15 protein-coding genes are annotated in these 13,150 nt (G+C 43.0%); 4 read left to right on the forward strand and 11 right to left on the reverse strand.

All coding sequences use genetic code 11. The features are described 5' to 3' along the window. Positions 1 to 3 precede the first annotated feature (3 nt). Genes PY091_RS09345 through PY091_RS09355 form a run of 3 tightly spaced genes read right to left on the reverse strand, consistent with a single transcriptional unit; the run spans position 4 to position 4,055 of the window. Positions 4 to 858 (reverse strand): LEA/WHy family protein, encoded by an 855-nt coding sequence (locus tag PY091_RS09345; RefSeq protein WP_275614579.1) that lies wholly within the window; start codon positions 856 to 858, stop codon positions 4 to 6. 10 nt (positions 859 to 868) lie between these two features. Next, positions 869 to 3,211: an ATP-binding cassette domain-containing protein gene (locus PY091_RS09350; protein ID WP_275614580.1), complete on the reverse strand. Its 2,343-nt coding sequence runs from the start codon at positions 3,209 to 3,211 to the stop codon at positions 869 to 871. 13 nt (positions 3,212 to 3,224) lie between these two features. Further along, complete coding sequence (locus tag PY091_RS09355; RefSeq protein WP_275614581.1) at positions 3,225 to 4,055, reverse strand: M48 family metallopeptidase; 831 nt, start codon at positions 4,053 to 4,055, stop codon at positions 3,225 to 3,227. A 34-nt stretch (positions 4,056 to 4,089) separates the two neighbouring features. On the opposite strand from PY091_RS09355, the gene PY091_RS09360 reads away from it, so the two are divergent. Both PY091_RS09360 and PY091_RS09365 read left to right on the forward strand, forming a co-directional pair. Further along, entirely contained in the window at positions 4,090 to 4,287 is a 198-nt protein-coding gene (locus PY091_RS09360; RefSeq protein ID WP_275649424.1) for a hypothetical protein, read from the forward strand. Next, positions 4,288 to 4,503, forward strand: a complete 216-nt coding sequence (locus tag PY091_RS09365) for a hypothetical protein (RefSeq protein ID WP_275614582.1) — start codon at positions 4,288 to 4,290, stop codon at positions 4,501 to 4,503. An 88-nt stretch (positions 4,504 to 4,591) separates the two neighbouring features. Here PY091_RS09365 and ppk1 read toward each other — a convergent pair whose 3' ends face one another. From ppk1 to PY091_RS09390, 5 genes are all read right to left on the reverse strand, one after another. Beyond that, complete coding sequence (ppk1, locus tag PY091_RS09370) at positions 4,592 to 6,655, reverse strand: polyphosphate kinase 1 (RefSeq protein WP_275614583.1); 2,064 nt, start codon at positions 6,653 to 6,655, stop codon at positions 4,592 to 4,594. Positions 6,656 to 7,110: 455 nt separating this feature from the next. Next, complete coding sequence (locus PY091_RS09375) at positions 7,111 to 7,290, reverse strand: SDR family oxidoreductase (protein ID WP_275649425.1); 180 nt, start codon at positions 7,288 to 7,290, stop codon at positions 7,111 to 7,113. Further along, positions 7,287 to 7,868, reverse strand: coding sequence for an SDR family NAD(P)-dependent oxidoreductase (locus PY091_RS09380; RefSeq protein WP_275649426.1), 582 nt, complete (start codon positions 7,866 to 7,868; stop codon positions 7,287 to 7,289). Before PY091_RS09380 ends, PY091_RS09375 begins: the two co-directional genes overlap by 4 nt. A gap of 30 nt (positions 7,869 to 7,898) precedes the next feature. Continuing rightward, positions 7,899 to 8,609, reverse strand: a complete 711-nt coding sequence (locus tag PY091_RS09385; RefSeq protein WP_275614584.1) for a DsbA family oxidoreductase — start codon at positions 8,607 to 8,609, stop codon at positions 7,899 to 7,901. A gap of 93 nt (positions 8,610 to 8,702) precedes the next feature. Further along, on the reverse strand, positions 8,703 to 9,644 hold the full coding sequence (locus PY091_RS09390) for an alpha/beta hydrolase (RefSeq protein WP_275649427.1): 942 nt from the start codon (positions 9,642 to 9,644) through the stop codon (positions 8,703 to 8,705). An 85-nt stretch (positions 9,645 to 9,729) separates the two neighbouring features. Here PY091_RS09390 and PY091_RS09395 point away from each other — a divergent pair, with 85 nt between their 5' ends. Further along, positions 9,730 to 10,062, forward strand: a complete 333-nt coding sequence (locus PY091_RS09395) for a winged helix-turn-helix transcriptional regulator (protein ID WP_275614586.1) — start codon at positions 9,730 to 9,732, stop codon at positions 10,060 to 10,062. A gap of 368 nt (positions 10,063 to 10,430) precedes the next feature. Here PY091_RS09395 and PY091_RS09400 read toward each other — a convergent pair whose 3' ends face one another. From PY091_RS09400 to PY091_RS09410, 3 genes are read right to left on the reverse strand one after another with little or no spacing between them, the layout of a single operon-like run. Continuing rightward, a complete protein-coding gene (locus PY091_RS09400; RefSeq protein ID WP_275614587.1) occupies positions 10,431 to 11,009 on the reverse strand; it encodes a YceI family protein in 579 nt (192 codons plus the stop codon). 53 nt (positions 11,010 to 11,062) lie between these two features. Next, entirely contained in the window at positions 11,063 to 11,695 is a 633-nt protein-coding gene (locus PY091_RS09405; RefSeq protein WP_275614588.1) for an NAD(P)-dependent oxidoreductase, read from the reverse strand. A 16-nt stretch (positions 11,696 to 11,711) separates the two neighbouring features. After that, positions 11,712 to 12,581 (reverse strand): SDR family oxidoreductase, encoded by an 870-nt coding sequence (locus PY091_RS09410; RefSeq protein WP_275614589.1) that lies wholly within the window; start codon positions 12,579 to 12,581, stop codon positions 11,712 to 11,714. 123 nt (positions 12,582 to 12,704) lie between these two features. Between PY091_RS09410 and PY091_RS09415 the strand changes: the two genes are divergently transcribed. Next, positions 12,705 to 13,034, forward strand: a complete 330-nt coding sequence (locus tag PY091_RS09415) for a winged helix-turn-helix transcriptional regulator (protein ID WP_275614590.1) — start codon at positions 12,705 to 12,707, stop codon at positions 13,032 to 13,034. Positions 13,035 to 13,150: the final 116 nt, after the last annotated feature.

Raw genomic sequence — 13,150 nt, forward strand, 5'->3', positions numbered from 1 at the left:
TGGCTATAATCCTATTTCCACACGGTCCTTTATGGGCACATTGAATTCGTACTCCTGAATTTTTATTTGGGCCTCGCCTAAAATAGTGAAATTCGCTTTTTGGTCGGTCAGCCAAGAGAACTTCATCTGTTTTAAAATATCAAAATTGCTCAAGGTAACATCAATGGGAATAGTAGTGGATTTTAGTGCTTCTTGGTAAAATGGTTCATCCATGGTCCACTCCGCCACTTTCCCTTTGTTTTCATCCAAATAGAATTCAAGTTTCATGGTATTGATGGTATAGGCAATAGGCAATCTGTTCAGGGTCTCAACACCTAATTTTAACCGGGTTTTGCTCAGTGAGGGCAATTTATTGCTGGAAATGGACCGAATTTTAAAATTATTGCCGTAATCCAAATTTTTGCTGATTTCCTCCAAAATGGCCTTTTTGGTGTTCAGATGTATCTTGTCATCCAGTGCAATGGTGAAGGAATTCAGCAGAAAGCTCACCTTTCCATTGCCCTTGAGGGCGAATTCGGTGGAATCTGATGCCAATAATTCAGGATAAAAGGCATTAAGATTTTTGAGTGCTATTTCGCAGGTTACCGGTATTCGTATGGTATCATTGGCTGCCAGACTCATCTGTTCGTTTAAAAATCCCTTTCCCACCAAAGAATCCTTATAAAAAATCTCCATGCTGGATTGCCTCAGTTTTGTTTTTACATTGTTGGGGTTGTATACAATGTAATCCAATCCCACCACCAATGCATCTTCCGTGAGTCCTTTAATGGTAACATGGTCTATGGCAACAAATTCTGGTTTTTTGCTGCATGAGGTAAAAAAAAGAAGTGCTCCAAATACTAGGGTTATTTTTTTCATAGTGTCGGGTTTAAATACTGTCCTTCTTTTTAAGTGAAACATAGATCAAGACATAAAACATAACATTGAGTGCTACGATGACCACCACGTTCATATCAAAACTGTTGAAGACATCACCGATCAACGTTCCTTCATCCACCAATTTTTCATTGTACAGGTCGAGAAGTTGCACTGCTGAGGTTGAGGCGGTCTGCGTACCCACTTCGGGTGCGGGCAGTGGAACAGTGGTCAAAACAGCCTGAACCGTGTCTGGATTGAATTCAGAGGCGGGGGAGGCATCGTCCTGTAATCGGGCAAAGCCCTCGGTGCCCCATCGGCCCAAAGTGAAAAAGCTCAAGATTTCCACCAAGGTATTGTTGATTTTTGTCATTACCCCGGCCAACATAATCTGTGGCATCAATGCAATGGGCACTACGGTCATTACTTTCTCTGTGGTATTGAAGGCAGATGAAAGCCACAATCCAATCAGGGAGGCAGAAACCGAAATATAGAACATGAACAGCATGCTCTGGCCAAAAGGCCGTAGGTACACTTCTTCAAAACCTTCAAAAGTGTTCAATTTGAAATTGAGGTAGATGATACTCACAAACAATATGGTCTGCACCAGGGCAATCAAGGAAAGTACCAACCATTTGGAAAGAATATAGGTGTTGATATTAAGGTTGAACATACGCTCCCTTTTGTATACCGTAAGCTCACCTACAATCTCCTTTGCAGCATTGCTTACCCCAAACCAAACAGCAGAAATGGCCATCAAGAACATGACCCCAATCTGAAATTTGTTGAATACCAAGCAGACCAATCCCGCAATGATTACGGGTTGTGCCAATAACAAGGCCAAATTTTCCTTGTCATTGAGTTTGATGTTGAAATATCTTGAAACCAACCAATACAATTGCAGCCAGTACGAGTCTGGCTTTTCTTTTTTTACGTCGGGGTTATTAACGGCCTTATACCCAACTTTGCTGGGCTTTTGGTAATAGGAGGTTACCGTGCCGATATCACTCATTTTACTATAGACCTCCACAATGTTTTGGGCTTCAAAATGGGAAGTCAATAGGTTGGCCGGGCCTTGAAATACCAAATGCCCTTGAACGCCCAAAAATATAGCCTGGTCCACATAGTTGAGGTCTTCGGGTTTGTGGGTCACCATTACAATTGTAGTTCCCGAATGGGCCAACTTTTTAAGACTCTTCAGAAAACTTTCAATGGTCTCGGGATCTAGTGGAGAAGTGGGTTCATCCAAAAACAGAATAGTGGGCTCGGTCAAAAGTTCCACCGCAATGGACACGCGTTTGCGCTGTCCACCAGAGAGATTCCCCACTTTTATGGTCCTGATGTCCTTTTCCTTATCTTGGTCCAAATTTAGGTCGTTGATGACCTTATCAATCCTTTGGTTGATCTCTGAAACGGCTGTATCATCGGGTAAGCGGAGCTTTGCTGCGTAGAACAAGGTCTTGTATACCGTCAATTCCTTATGGATGATATCATCTTGGGGAACATAGCCGATTTTTTTCTTGATCAGACTAAAGTTGTCTGCCAATGAAAGTCCGTGAATGAACACTTCTCCAGAAGTAGCCGGATTTTCACCGTTCAAACATTTCAACAAGGTGGATTTTCCACAACCCGAGGGGCCCATCAATGCCACAAAAGTGGAATGGGGAATGTTCAGGGACATATCCTGCAATCCAATCTTGTTGTTGGGATATTCTTTCTGAATGGCCAATGCCTTTATGGCACTACGTTCTTTACGGAGATCCTTAGCCCCATTCTTAAGGGTAATGCTGTAAAATGAAATGGTGACCGTATCGCTGTCCTTGAACTTGGCCTTGGATTTTAACTCCTTTCCATTGAGATAGGTCTTATTGGTGGAACCCAGGTCCTCGATCCAAAATTCACCCTGCGAATAGGAAATTATGGCGTGTTCCCGGGTCACCGTGGGATCGTCCAGAACAATGTCATTATTTTCCAAGCGGCCAATTTTATAAGCACCTTTGGAAACGATTTTTTGTTTGAATCCGTTGAACTCCTTTTGGGATTCTGAGGGTTTTGGAACCTTTTCTTTTTGGTTTTCAGTAACTACTTGCAGCTTTTGCGATGCAATAGTGAAAATCTCGTCAGGTGGAATCTTGACCCATGTATTTGGGGCTATCGGCTGTTCTTTGACCATGGTCCCATTGGAGCTTTCAAGGTCCATGATGTAGATTCCGTCCGTCCTGGCTTCAATTTGGGCATGTTTTCTCGAAGCAAGTCTACTGTCTATCTCAACTTGGGCGCCATGACCTTTTCTTCCAATCGTAACAATTTCATTTTTAGACAGGGGAACAGACTGTCCGTTGCAGATGAGGTGCATTTCCGGTATCATTTTATTGGTCGATATAGGATTGGATGCATTTTTTACGATGTTCCGCAAAAGGATGCGTGGAAGTCAATTTTTTTATGAGGTCTTGCTTTTGATAGCGTTCCAATTTCCTGAAGAAATCCGCAAATCGGTTCACATCATATCCAGCCGCTTGGGCCAATTCAAACCCGACCTTGTCGGCCTCATATTCATCAATTTGATCAAAGGGGGGCGAAAAGGTCCTATTGATCTTATTGGCAATATCGGTAAAGCCTTCCATACGGGTCATTCCCTCAAGGTCTGTGGAGAGCGTGAGTTTTGTTACTTTCCTTTGGGTGTGGAGTTTGTCCTCATGGGCCACTTCATGTCCTATGATGAACGCCAATTCATCATAAGAATCAACGAAATTGAGCAAGCCCGTGGTAATGTATAGGTAACCGCCCAAAGTGGCAAAAGCATTTATTTCCTCGGATTTAAGGATGCTTATTCGGTAGGATACATCGTTTCGGGACACATTTTTAACGATACGTTGAAGTATTTCCTCTACCTTTGGTTTGGCAAAATGGTTGTTGTCCAATTGGCCAAGGGCAACATACCTGTTATACATATCCCTTCCAATATTTTTTTTGGAATCACTGGAGATGTTCAGTGCAAAGTCCAACCAATTGTTCTCCACCTGTTTGTAAAAAAAAGCGGGTCCATCAAGGGCATGGCCACAATCTTGGAGAACAGTGGCATGTTCTATTTTTGTCGTGTAATCAGAAAGGGCCTCTTCCAATTTTTCAACGGAGATTTCCTGTGCCAAAGAAATTTGTAAGAAGCAACAGAAGAAAATGGACGATAATGCGTGTCTCATGATGTTTTTTAGTGTATATAACCAAAAATAACAAATGTCATCTTTTTGTAGGGCAATCATTGATTTTCTGTTGCTTTTTTACCATGGAAAAGTTCAAACGGCTATGGAAGGCTTTCAAAAGTTTAAAAAGCCATTGTTCATTTTTGAAGAAACCACTGATCATTTCATCATAAAAAGTTTTATCGATGATTGGTATGTTTTACATATTGCAGAAGGTGCAAGGGCAAAATGAATGACTTTTCCAATCCTGCAAGGTCTTCCCCTTAAAAATGGAGCCAATGGACAGGGTAATGTGGGAGTGTCAGGGCCTTTGAATTTCTTGTTGGCCATGGATGCGTTGAAACCCGAACACTCTTCCCAATTTGTAGATGTCATTGAGCTGGGCAGAGCGTCCGGTTCGGTCATCGATTTTCATTTACACCATGGTTTTATTCTTTCGACCCCCTAGGTGGGGCAGCGTATATTTAATAGACCGGTATTGATTCGATGAGAAACCGGCCATAGGTGGGAATCGATACTTTTTTATTCCGGAATTTTCATTCAAGCATAGCATCAGCCAAGTAATCATAAATGGCATATTGGGACCTGATGGGTCTTTCCCCCTTTTTTATGGGATGGTATAGGTTCATATTGTCCCCTGGAGCGACCCTTCTTGCCTTGACATTGTCAGAAAATTGTAGGGCAAGGATTTGTTTTAGTTCATTGAATACATTTGAATCTAGGATAGGGGTGATGACCTCAATCCTTCTATCAAGGTTGCGGGGCATCCAGTCCGCACTGCCCATAAACATTTTCTCGTCTCCGGCATTATGGAAAAGGAATACCCTTCCATGCTCCAAAAACCTGTCGACGATACTTCTTACCACTATGTTTTCGCTCAAATTGGGCACCTCGGGCACTAAACAGCAAAATCCCCGAACCAGAAGATGGACCCGAACGCCGGCTTTACTGGCCCTATATAGCCAATCGATCATATTCTTATCTTCAAGACTGTTCATTTTTAGGGTTATGCCCGCAGGAAAACCGTTCAGGGCATTTTCAATTTCTTTCAGCACTAAATGTTCAAATGTAAGTCTACTATTATATGGGGAAGCCAAAAGGTGGTTTAATTTTGGAACCAAGACTTTTCGTTTTAGGACTAGAAATACTTGGTCAAGGTCGTTCGTGATCCCACTATGGGCCGTAAACAATCCATGGTCGCAATAAATTCGGGCGGTTTTTGCATTAAAGTTACCTGTTCCGATATAGGCATATGCTTTGGATTTACCATTTTCCCTTCGCTTGATCAAAAGTATTTTTGAATGGACCTTTACATTGGGGAAACTATAAAATACAGTGCCGCCCTCCTTTTCGAAAACCTGTCCCCAGCCAATGTTGTTTTCTTCATCAAAACGTGCCTTGGCTTCAACGAAGACAGTCACTTCTTTTCCATTTCTGATGGCCTTTAGTAGGGCAGAGGTCAGTTCGGAATCCTTGGCTATTCGGTATAGGGATATTTGGATGGAGTGGACATTGGGGTCGGTGGCGGCCTGTTGAAGCCATTTTTCCACATATGAAAAGCTCTGGTACGGAAAATGTAGTATTCGGTCTTTGTCCGCTATCAATTGGAAGTAGTCATCGGAGTCCTCAAAGGCTCTGTGGACAATTGGGGGCATTGGGTCATTAAAAAACTCTTTCCGGTTTCCATAGTAAGCCGTAAAATTAAAAAAGTCGCTAAAATTGTGATGCCCTCCACCTTTTACCAAGTCTATTTTGTCCAGTCCCAATTGTTCTTCCAAAAGATGTTGGACATGTTTTGGCATGGACCCCTCAAAAAGAAGGCGCGTGGGTTGTCCATCCTGTCTTTTTTGGAGCGCATCGTAAATTCGTTGAATCCACTCTCCTTGATAGTCATCGTCCAAATAGAGTTCCGCATCCCTTGAAACCTTGATATTGTACATCCCTAAAATGCTCTTGTTGGGGAAAAAGAAAGAAGCGTTGAGTTTTAGGACATCTTCAAAAAAAGCATAGGATACAATACCATCTTTGGATGGGATTTTTATAAACCTGTCCCATTTCTGTTTATCCACGGAAACAAATGCCAGCTTGGTGGGTTTGTCCAGCAAAATGGCAAGATACAGTTGACCATCCATAAAATTGTCGATTTTAAGATCCGTACCCTTTAACAGGTTGAGTCCGGGCTTTATTTCCTCTTTGAAAAGCAAGTTTAAATAGGAACGGTGGGCGTCATCATATTCTGATATTTCAAGGATTTGAATGTTATTTTTGTTAAGCTCCGGTAGAATGGAATCCCTATATATCCTGCCAAATTCTTCCTGTAGGAAATGGACCCTTTCAAGAATGTGCCGAAGGGTCTTTTTTGGTTTTATCCCCAAGGGACTTCTCATGGATTTATCGACTTTTCCAATCTGTCGAAGCTTGGATACCCTTACCTTAAAAAATTCATCAAGGTTGGATGAAAAGATGGCAAGGAACTTTACGCGTTCCAAGATAGGGTTGGATGTATCCTTGGCTTCCTGCAATACACGTTGGTTGAAATTTAACCAATCTACGTCGCGATTATTGTATCTAAACCCTGATTCCAACCACAATTTTTCCATTGATTAAAAATAATTGAGGTTCACCAACATGTGATTAAATTAATGTTAATTTGAAGTGGAGTGAAGATCGGCTAAGAACGGGCTTGGGGATTTTTCAAAAGACAAGTGCCTATCAAGCCCATTGGAAGGATAACTTGATGTTCGTGCCATTTTACTGTAATGGCGGAAAACCCAACGAAAGGTACTAACGGAAGCTGAACTGTAAACGGGATGGGAAAGGAACTCAAATCACATCGTTTGGAGCGGACAAGAATTCTTTATAAATACTTTGAAAGCGCTGAAAAAAAGGAGGTATTTCCACAAAGCACAAAGATTCCATACGATTTTTAATCGTTTTGGGATTGATGGTTTGGCCACTGTTTTTAATACAGGAACACAAGGGGAACGTCGGTCAACAAAACACAACCAGTGTGCCGACGGGGCTTTACTTGTGCTCCTGATTAAACATACTTTTATTAAATGATGGTCAATCCACCGTCCACTACCACTTCGGACCCAACCATATACGAAGATTCATCGCTTGCCAAGAACAAGGCAACATTGGCTATTTCCTCCGCTTCACCAAACCGTTTTGTGGGTATTCCCTGTACGGCCTGCTGATATGCATCTGCATTATCGACCAAAGCCTGGTTCATCGGCGTCCTAAAAATTCCTGGATGTATGGAGTTGACACGTTATTGTGCTCTATCAATTCGGCGGCCGCTTGCATGGTAAGTGCTCTGACACCTCCTTTGGAAGTTGCATACCCTGGGTCTCCACCCGGCAGGGCAACTGTAGCGCCTACAGTGGATGACATGTTAATGATGGAGCCGCCCTTTCGTTCCATCATTGCAGGTGCAACAGCCTTGATTCCCAGGTATTGGCTATTCAGGTTGACGTCCATTATTTTTTTAAATGTATCATAATCGCTTTCCATAAAAGAGGAATAACTAGCTATGCCCGCATTATTTACCAGGATATCAATTCCGCCAAATTCGGTGGTGGTTTTTTCCACAACTTTTTGCCAATCATATGGGGAAGTGACATTGAGTGTCGCATATATGGCTATGCCACCGTCCTGTATGATTTGTTCCGCAACCTGTTTTAGATTTTCTTCGTTGATATCGGTAAGCACTATTTTTGCACCTTCCTTGGCAAATAATTTGGCGTCCACTGCCCCAAATCCACTGGCCGCCCCGGTAATGATGGCCACTTTGTTTTCTAAACGTTTCATTTTTGTTTACTGTTCTTTAGGTTTCTATTTTTAATCACACTCACCCTCAGGCGTACACGATTGGCCTTCAATAATGTCCATTGGACCTTCCATGTTGTTCTCCCTCCATTCAGCAAAGGTTTTTTCCAGAGTCTCCAAGAAAGTTTCAGGTTCTTTTGCACCTGATATGGCCAGCTTTTTATTGAAAACAAAATAAGGCACTCCCCTGACACCCGCTAGCTGGGCCTCATAAAGGTCCGTCTGTACGTCATCCGCATAGTGGTTGTTTTCCAGGGCAAGCTTTACCTTGTCTCCGTCCAAGCCTATGGCCTCGCCCAATTTAACGAGCGTAGGAATATTGTCAAGGTTTTTACCCTCCACGAAGTATGCTCGGAAGAGTTGTTCTTCGGCCTCATCCTGTTTGCCATTCCCTTTGGCATAATGGGCAAAACGATGTGCATTGATGGTATTGGCCGGGATGGCTTGGTCAAGGCGGTAGTCCAGACCTATATCCTTGGCTATTTGGCTCACATGGTGGTTCATGGAACGGGCCTGTTCAATGCTCACTCCTTTTTCCTTTGCCAGAAACTGGTCAAGTTTTACGTTGGCATCTGTTTTGAGCCCTGGCATTAATTGGAAACTTTTCCATTCTACCTTGACCTTGTCCCTTTGGGGGAATTGTTCCAAGGCCGCCTCAAATTTTCGTTTGCCGATATAACAAAACGGACACATCACATCACTCCAGATTTCTACTTGCATCATAGTTTTATATATTTAAATTCATCAATGGTGGTCCATGGTGGGACCGTTGTTCCTTGAATATTTGGTGGGTTTAAAATACCCCCCCCCTTTTTTTTATCCGAGGAAATCCAATAGTAGTTTCAATAGTTCTTCGGGTTTTTCCTCGGCTGGGAAATGTCCCGAATCGGCAATGATCGCGGATTGGACGTTCTCAGCAAGGTTACGCCATTCATGTTCTACCAGGGGGCCACTGGCCAACGCACCAGCGAATGTGAATACCGGCATGGTCAATTTGGTGGATATCATTTCACGTATTTGTGGAATGGTTTCGTCAATACTTCGATAGTATTCAAAACTTGCTTTTAAAGTGCCGGGTTTTCTGCGCAACAATTCAATGTAGAAATCGCGTGCATATTTCGGTATGGCATCGGGTGTTCCACTTTTGGACTCAAATTGATACCCAAAATAGATGTCTTCCTTGCCTTCTACCAATCGTTCGTTCACTTCAAGGGCTCGGTTGAAATTGAAATGCCAAAGGAAATCGCTTAGACCACGTTCATCTGCAATCAGGGGAGGTGAAGGGGAAGCCCCGGGGATTATGGCCTCACCAACGGCAAGTTTGAGGATTCTCTCCGGGTGCATGGAAGCCATCGCGTAACCCACTATGACGGCAAGGTCATGTCCTACGAATTTGAATTTATCATATCCTAAAACATCCATCAACCTGAACATGTCATTGGCCAAGGATTTTGCATCAAAACCTTTATCTGGCCTACTCGAAAGACCAAAACCGCGTGGATCGACCGCTATCACGGTATAGCGTTCGCTCAAGGGGAGCATTAAATCACGCCAGGCATACCAGTTCTGGGGCCAACCGGCGTGCAACAGCAAAGGCTCGCCCTTACCGCCGATTACAGCATGGATCTTTATATCACCTGTGTCAACGACCATACTCTTGAAAACTTTCTGAAATCCTTTGGGCAGACGCGGAACGTTGCCTACGGAGCCATATTCATCGGTGGTCGTAACCTTCTCCGAATGTTTGATTTTTTCCATTTTTTTGCTTTTATAATTGTCTAAAATTACCAAAGTAATTACTTTTGTACAAGTACCTACATAAAAGTAAAAATTAAGGATAGCGATGGATTATAGCCCAAAAAAAATTGATATATCTGATGAAAAGTGCCCGGTAAAGGCAACATTGTCGATATTGGGGGGGAAATGGACCTTGATTATTTTGTACCAGATAAACAATAGGGTCATACGGTATGGTGAATTGAAAAGGTCTATTCCTGGGATTTCGGAAAAAATGCTCATCCAAAGTCTGAATCAACTGATTGAGCACGGATTGGTCGACAAAAAGGCCTATCCTGAAATTCCTCCAAGGGTCGAATACAGTTTGACCGAAATTGGCTTTAAATCTTTGCCGATCATTGATAAGTTGGAGGAATTTGGCAGGGAAAACCTTATATGAGTATGCTCTAGGGCCATAAGTGTCGATACGTTTGGAAAGTTTTATGTACAGTTTGGAAGTGTAGAGCGCCAAAGATGGATTGATCATCGGGCATTTGTTTCGTGCATCGACCCGAAAGTGGGGAAGTCTTGGAGAAAAAGAAACCTTTCCAAAAATGGGGTTTACCACCATAATGATAACGGGTTTGGCAAATGGAACATATTCCGATGAACCTTACTATGTGATAAAAACACCCTGATTTGAAACACTGAAAGATCAGGGTGCAGGTTGTTGTAGAGACCTATGAAAAGGTCCTTTGTGCAACACCATAAATCAAATGAATTTGCATTTCCATATGATATGGGGCCTACCACCGGGAAAAGAACGGGCTATTGCTTTTGATATTCGGCATTGATGTCAAGATACACCTCTTCACCCAACATTGGTGCCGGGTATGCCGTACCTACGCCAAAATCAGAACGTTTAATGGTCCCCGACAATTTGATGCCTGCTGTCGGTTTTTTGGTCTGCGGATTCTCGACGGTCCCCCTATACCACATGTCAAGGCTTATCTTTTTGGTTTTGCCCTTTATGGTAAGGTCCCCTTCCAGTTTGTATCTACCGGTCCCGAGACTTTTGATTCCGGTACTCTTAAAAGTTATCAGCGGGTATTGTTCCGCCTCAAAGAAATCCGGCCCCTTTAGATGGTCATCCCTATAGCTGTTGTTCGTGTTGATGGATGCCACTTGAATCACCGCTTCAACTTGGGCATCACTAAAATCCTCTTTTGAACTCTTAATGGTCGCTTCAACGTCATTGAAGGTTCCCGAAATGTCGGATATGCCCAAATGCGTGATGCTGAACCTCAATTGGGAGTGGGGAGGGTCCAATGTCCAAAATTGCTGTTCGGTAAATGCCGTCAAGGTCAGCAATGCAACCAAGGAAAGTAATAATCCGTTTTTTTTCATTGTGTTATTGTTTTAAAAGGTTCGGTTATACGTCTTTATATTAGGATTACGGTCTATTTTTTCGCACGGATTGAATAATAGGTCCTTGGTTCTTTGGGTTCCTCGGCCTGTTTGATTAAAAAATCAGCCACATCGGCTCGGCTTATTTCACCCACTTCGATACCTTCGAACAAGCTGTTTTCAACATGATAGTTTTCGGTCAAAGGTCCGTCCAGCAAGAGACCGGGACGGACGATGATCCAGTTCATATTTGAGTTTTCAATGATTTCTTCCATTACGGTCTTGTCGGCATATACGTCCTTTAGGACTGTTTCCATCATTTGCCTTACTGGTTGCGGTACATAGTGCATACTTTCTCCGGCACCAAATCCGGTCACGAAAACAAAAGGGATGTCAAAAGCTTTTTCAGCTTGGATATCGACCAATAGTTTTGCGAAATCGGAAAACAATGTGGTAGCTTTGGTGCTGGTACCCGTTCCCAAGGTCACAATGACCGCATCGGCACCTTCCATGGCATGGAGCAAGTCGGTTTTGTTCGTGGCGTTACCTGAAATGGACAGGAAATCCGTATGGTCCATTGTTATCTCTGAACGGGAGAGGGTCTTTACCTTGTGGTTTCGGTCCAATGCCCTTTTTATGGTTTCCAGGCCTATGCCTGCGGATGCTCCTATTATGGTAATGTTCATTTTTTGTTTTTTTAGATTAATAAACAGTTTCTAAATACGCTTTTAATGTGGTTGGCTTTCTACCCAGCAAATTTTCTAGATCGGTACTGGTGACGTCCAGTTCCCCTTGCTTCTGCGCCACGGAAAAACTTGATAAGATGTCTATTCCTTCGGAGGGAACCCCTGCACTTATAAGGGTTTGTGTGAACTCATCGACAGTTGGGGAGTGGTATTGGATGGTTTTGCCCGTAATCTCTGAAAGATAGTTGGCCACTTGGTCATATCCGAAGGCTTCAACATTGGTGAAATCATACATTTTGTTTCTGTGGAGCGCCGGTTCAACAAGTATGTTTGCGGTGGCCTCGGCATATTCTGAACGCAATGCCACACTTATCTTTCCATTTCCTGCGGGCAAATATATGATCCCTGTTTCCATCACCTTTTCGCCTATAAAAGATGGGATAAAGTCCATGTACAGGTTATTTTTAAGGACCGTAAAGGCAAGTCCACTTTCCTTCAACCATTTTTCTGTCAGCAAATGCGAATGGGCCAAAAGTCCCAACGGGGAGGTATCGGTTTCGTTCCTGCGCTGAAAGCTTGTATACACGATATGTTGGATGCCAGCACTTTTAGCGGCCCTAACGACATTCTCGTGTTGATGGAGACGGGTGGATATTTCCGTGCCAGAAATAAAGAGAAGGGTGTCCGCTCCCTCAAAGGCATCCACCAATGATTCGTAATCCGAATAATCCCCGACTTTTATATGAACGCCCTTGCTTCTTAAGTCTTCTGCTTTTTCCAAATCCCTGACAAGGGCGGAAATTTGATGGGCCTTGATTCCTTTTTGTAAAAGGGAATGTATGACCGTACTTCCATAGTGCCCTGTGGCACCTGTTATAAGTATCATATTTGTTTGAATGAAATTATATATAGATTACATTTGTTTCGCAAAGTAACCAATAATAGTTTATATAAGTTACTTATTAATAAAAGAGAATGGGAAATTGTGGTAACAAAAAGGTAACCAAACATGAAAGTCAACAATGAGATTTATGATTGTCCCGTGACGGCAACCCTTGAGGTCATTGGAGGTAAATGGAAGCCGATTATTTTGTATGTGCTCATGTCGGGGACCAAGCGATTTGGGGCATTGTCGGTCAGGATTCCGACCATTTCCAGAAAAGTACTTACCGAGCAATTAAGGGAGTTGGAATCGGACGGCCTATTGATCAGGAGACAATATAAGGAAATCCCCCCGAGGGTCGAATACACCCTGACCCCGGAAGGACAGAGCCTGTGGTCCGTATTTAACGAAATGGCAATTTGGGGAAACAACAATAGGAGAGTAAGCCAAAAGTAGTCTGAAACACCCAAAAGGATGCCAGGCCGCATCTGGACCTTTGGTTTATTTGTTTTCACGATCTGGTCCCGACTATGGGGGAATACCTTGATTGGGACGGTGCCATTGCAAAAACA

It is taken from the genome of Flagellimonas okinawensis (assembly GCF_029194005.1).
Taxonomy (GTDB): Bacteria; Bacteroidota; Bacteroidia; order Flavobacteriales; family Flavobacteriaceae; genus Flagellimonas; species Flagellimonas okinawensis.

Excerpts from the sequence above, each read along its gene's own strand:
- PY091_RS09345 (WP_275614579.1), bottom strand. The coding sequence starts at position 858 with ATGAAAAAAATAACCCTAGTATTTGGAGCACTTCTTTTTTTTACCTCA.
- PY091_RS09350 (WP_275614580.1), bottom strand. The coding sequence starts at position 3,211 with ATGCACCTCATCTGCAACGGACAGTCTGTTCCCCTGTCTAAAAATGAA.
- PY091_RS09355 (WP_275614581.1), bottom strand. The coding sequence starts at position 4,055 with ATGAGACACGCATTATCGTCCATTTTCTTCTGTTGCTTCTTACAAATT.
- PY091_RS09360 (WP_275649424.1), top strand. The coding sequence starts at position 4,090 with ATGTCATCTTTTTGTAGGGCAATCATTGATTTTCTGTTGCTTTTTTAC.
- PY091_RS09365 (WP_275614582.1), top strand. The coding sequence starts at position 4,288 with ATGACTTTTCCAATCCTGCAAGGTCTTCCCCTTAAAAATGGAGCCAAT.
- ppk1 (WP_275614583.1), bottom strand. The coding sequence starts at position 6,655 with ATGGAAAAATTGTGGTTGGAATCAGGGTTTAGATACAATAATCGCGAC.
- PY091_RS09375 (WP_275649425.1), bottom strand. The coding sequence starts at position 7,290 with ATGAACCAGGCTTTGGTCGATAATGCAGATGCATATCAGCAGGCCGTA.
- PY091_RS09380 (WP_275649426.1), bottom strand. The coding sequence starts at position 7,868 with ATGAAACGTTTAGAAAACAAAGTGGCCATCATTACCGGGGCGGCCAGT.
- PY091_RS09385 (WP_275614584.1), bottom strand. The coding sequence starts at position 8,609 with ATGATGCAAGTAGAAATCTGGAGTGATGTGATGTGTCCGTTTTGTTAT.
- PY091_RS09390 (WP_275649427.1), bottom strand. The coding sequence starts at position 9,644 with ATGGAAAAAATCAAACATTCGGAGAAGGTTACGACCACCGATGAATAT.
- PY091_RS09395 (WP_275614586.1), top strand. The coding sequence starts at position 9,730 with ATGGATTATAGCCCAAAAAAAATTGATATATCTGATGAAAAGTGCCCG.
- PY091_RS09400 (WP_275614587.1), bottom strand. The coding sequence starts at position 11,009 with ATGAAAAAAAACGGATTATTACTTTCCTTGGTTGCATTGCTGACCTTG.
- PY091_RS09405 (WP_275614588.1), bottom strand. The coding sequence starts at position 11,695 with ATGAACATTACCATAATAGGAGCATCCGCAGGCATAGGCCTGGAAACC.
- PY091_RS09410 (WP_275614589.1), bottom strand. The coding sequence starts at position 12,581 with ATGATACTTATAACAGGTGCCACAGGGCACTATGGAAGTACGGTCATA.
- PY091_RS09415 (WP_275614590.1), top strand. The coding sequence starts at position 12,705 with ATGAAAGTCAACAATGAGATTTATGATTGTCCCGTGACGGCAACCCTT.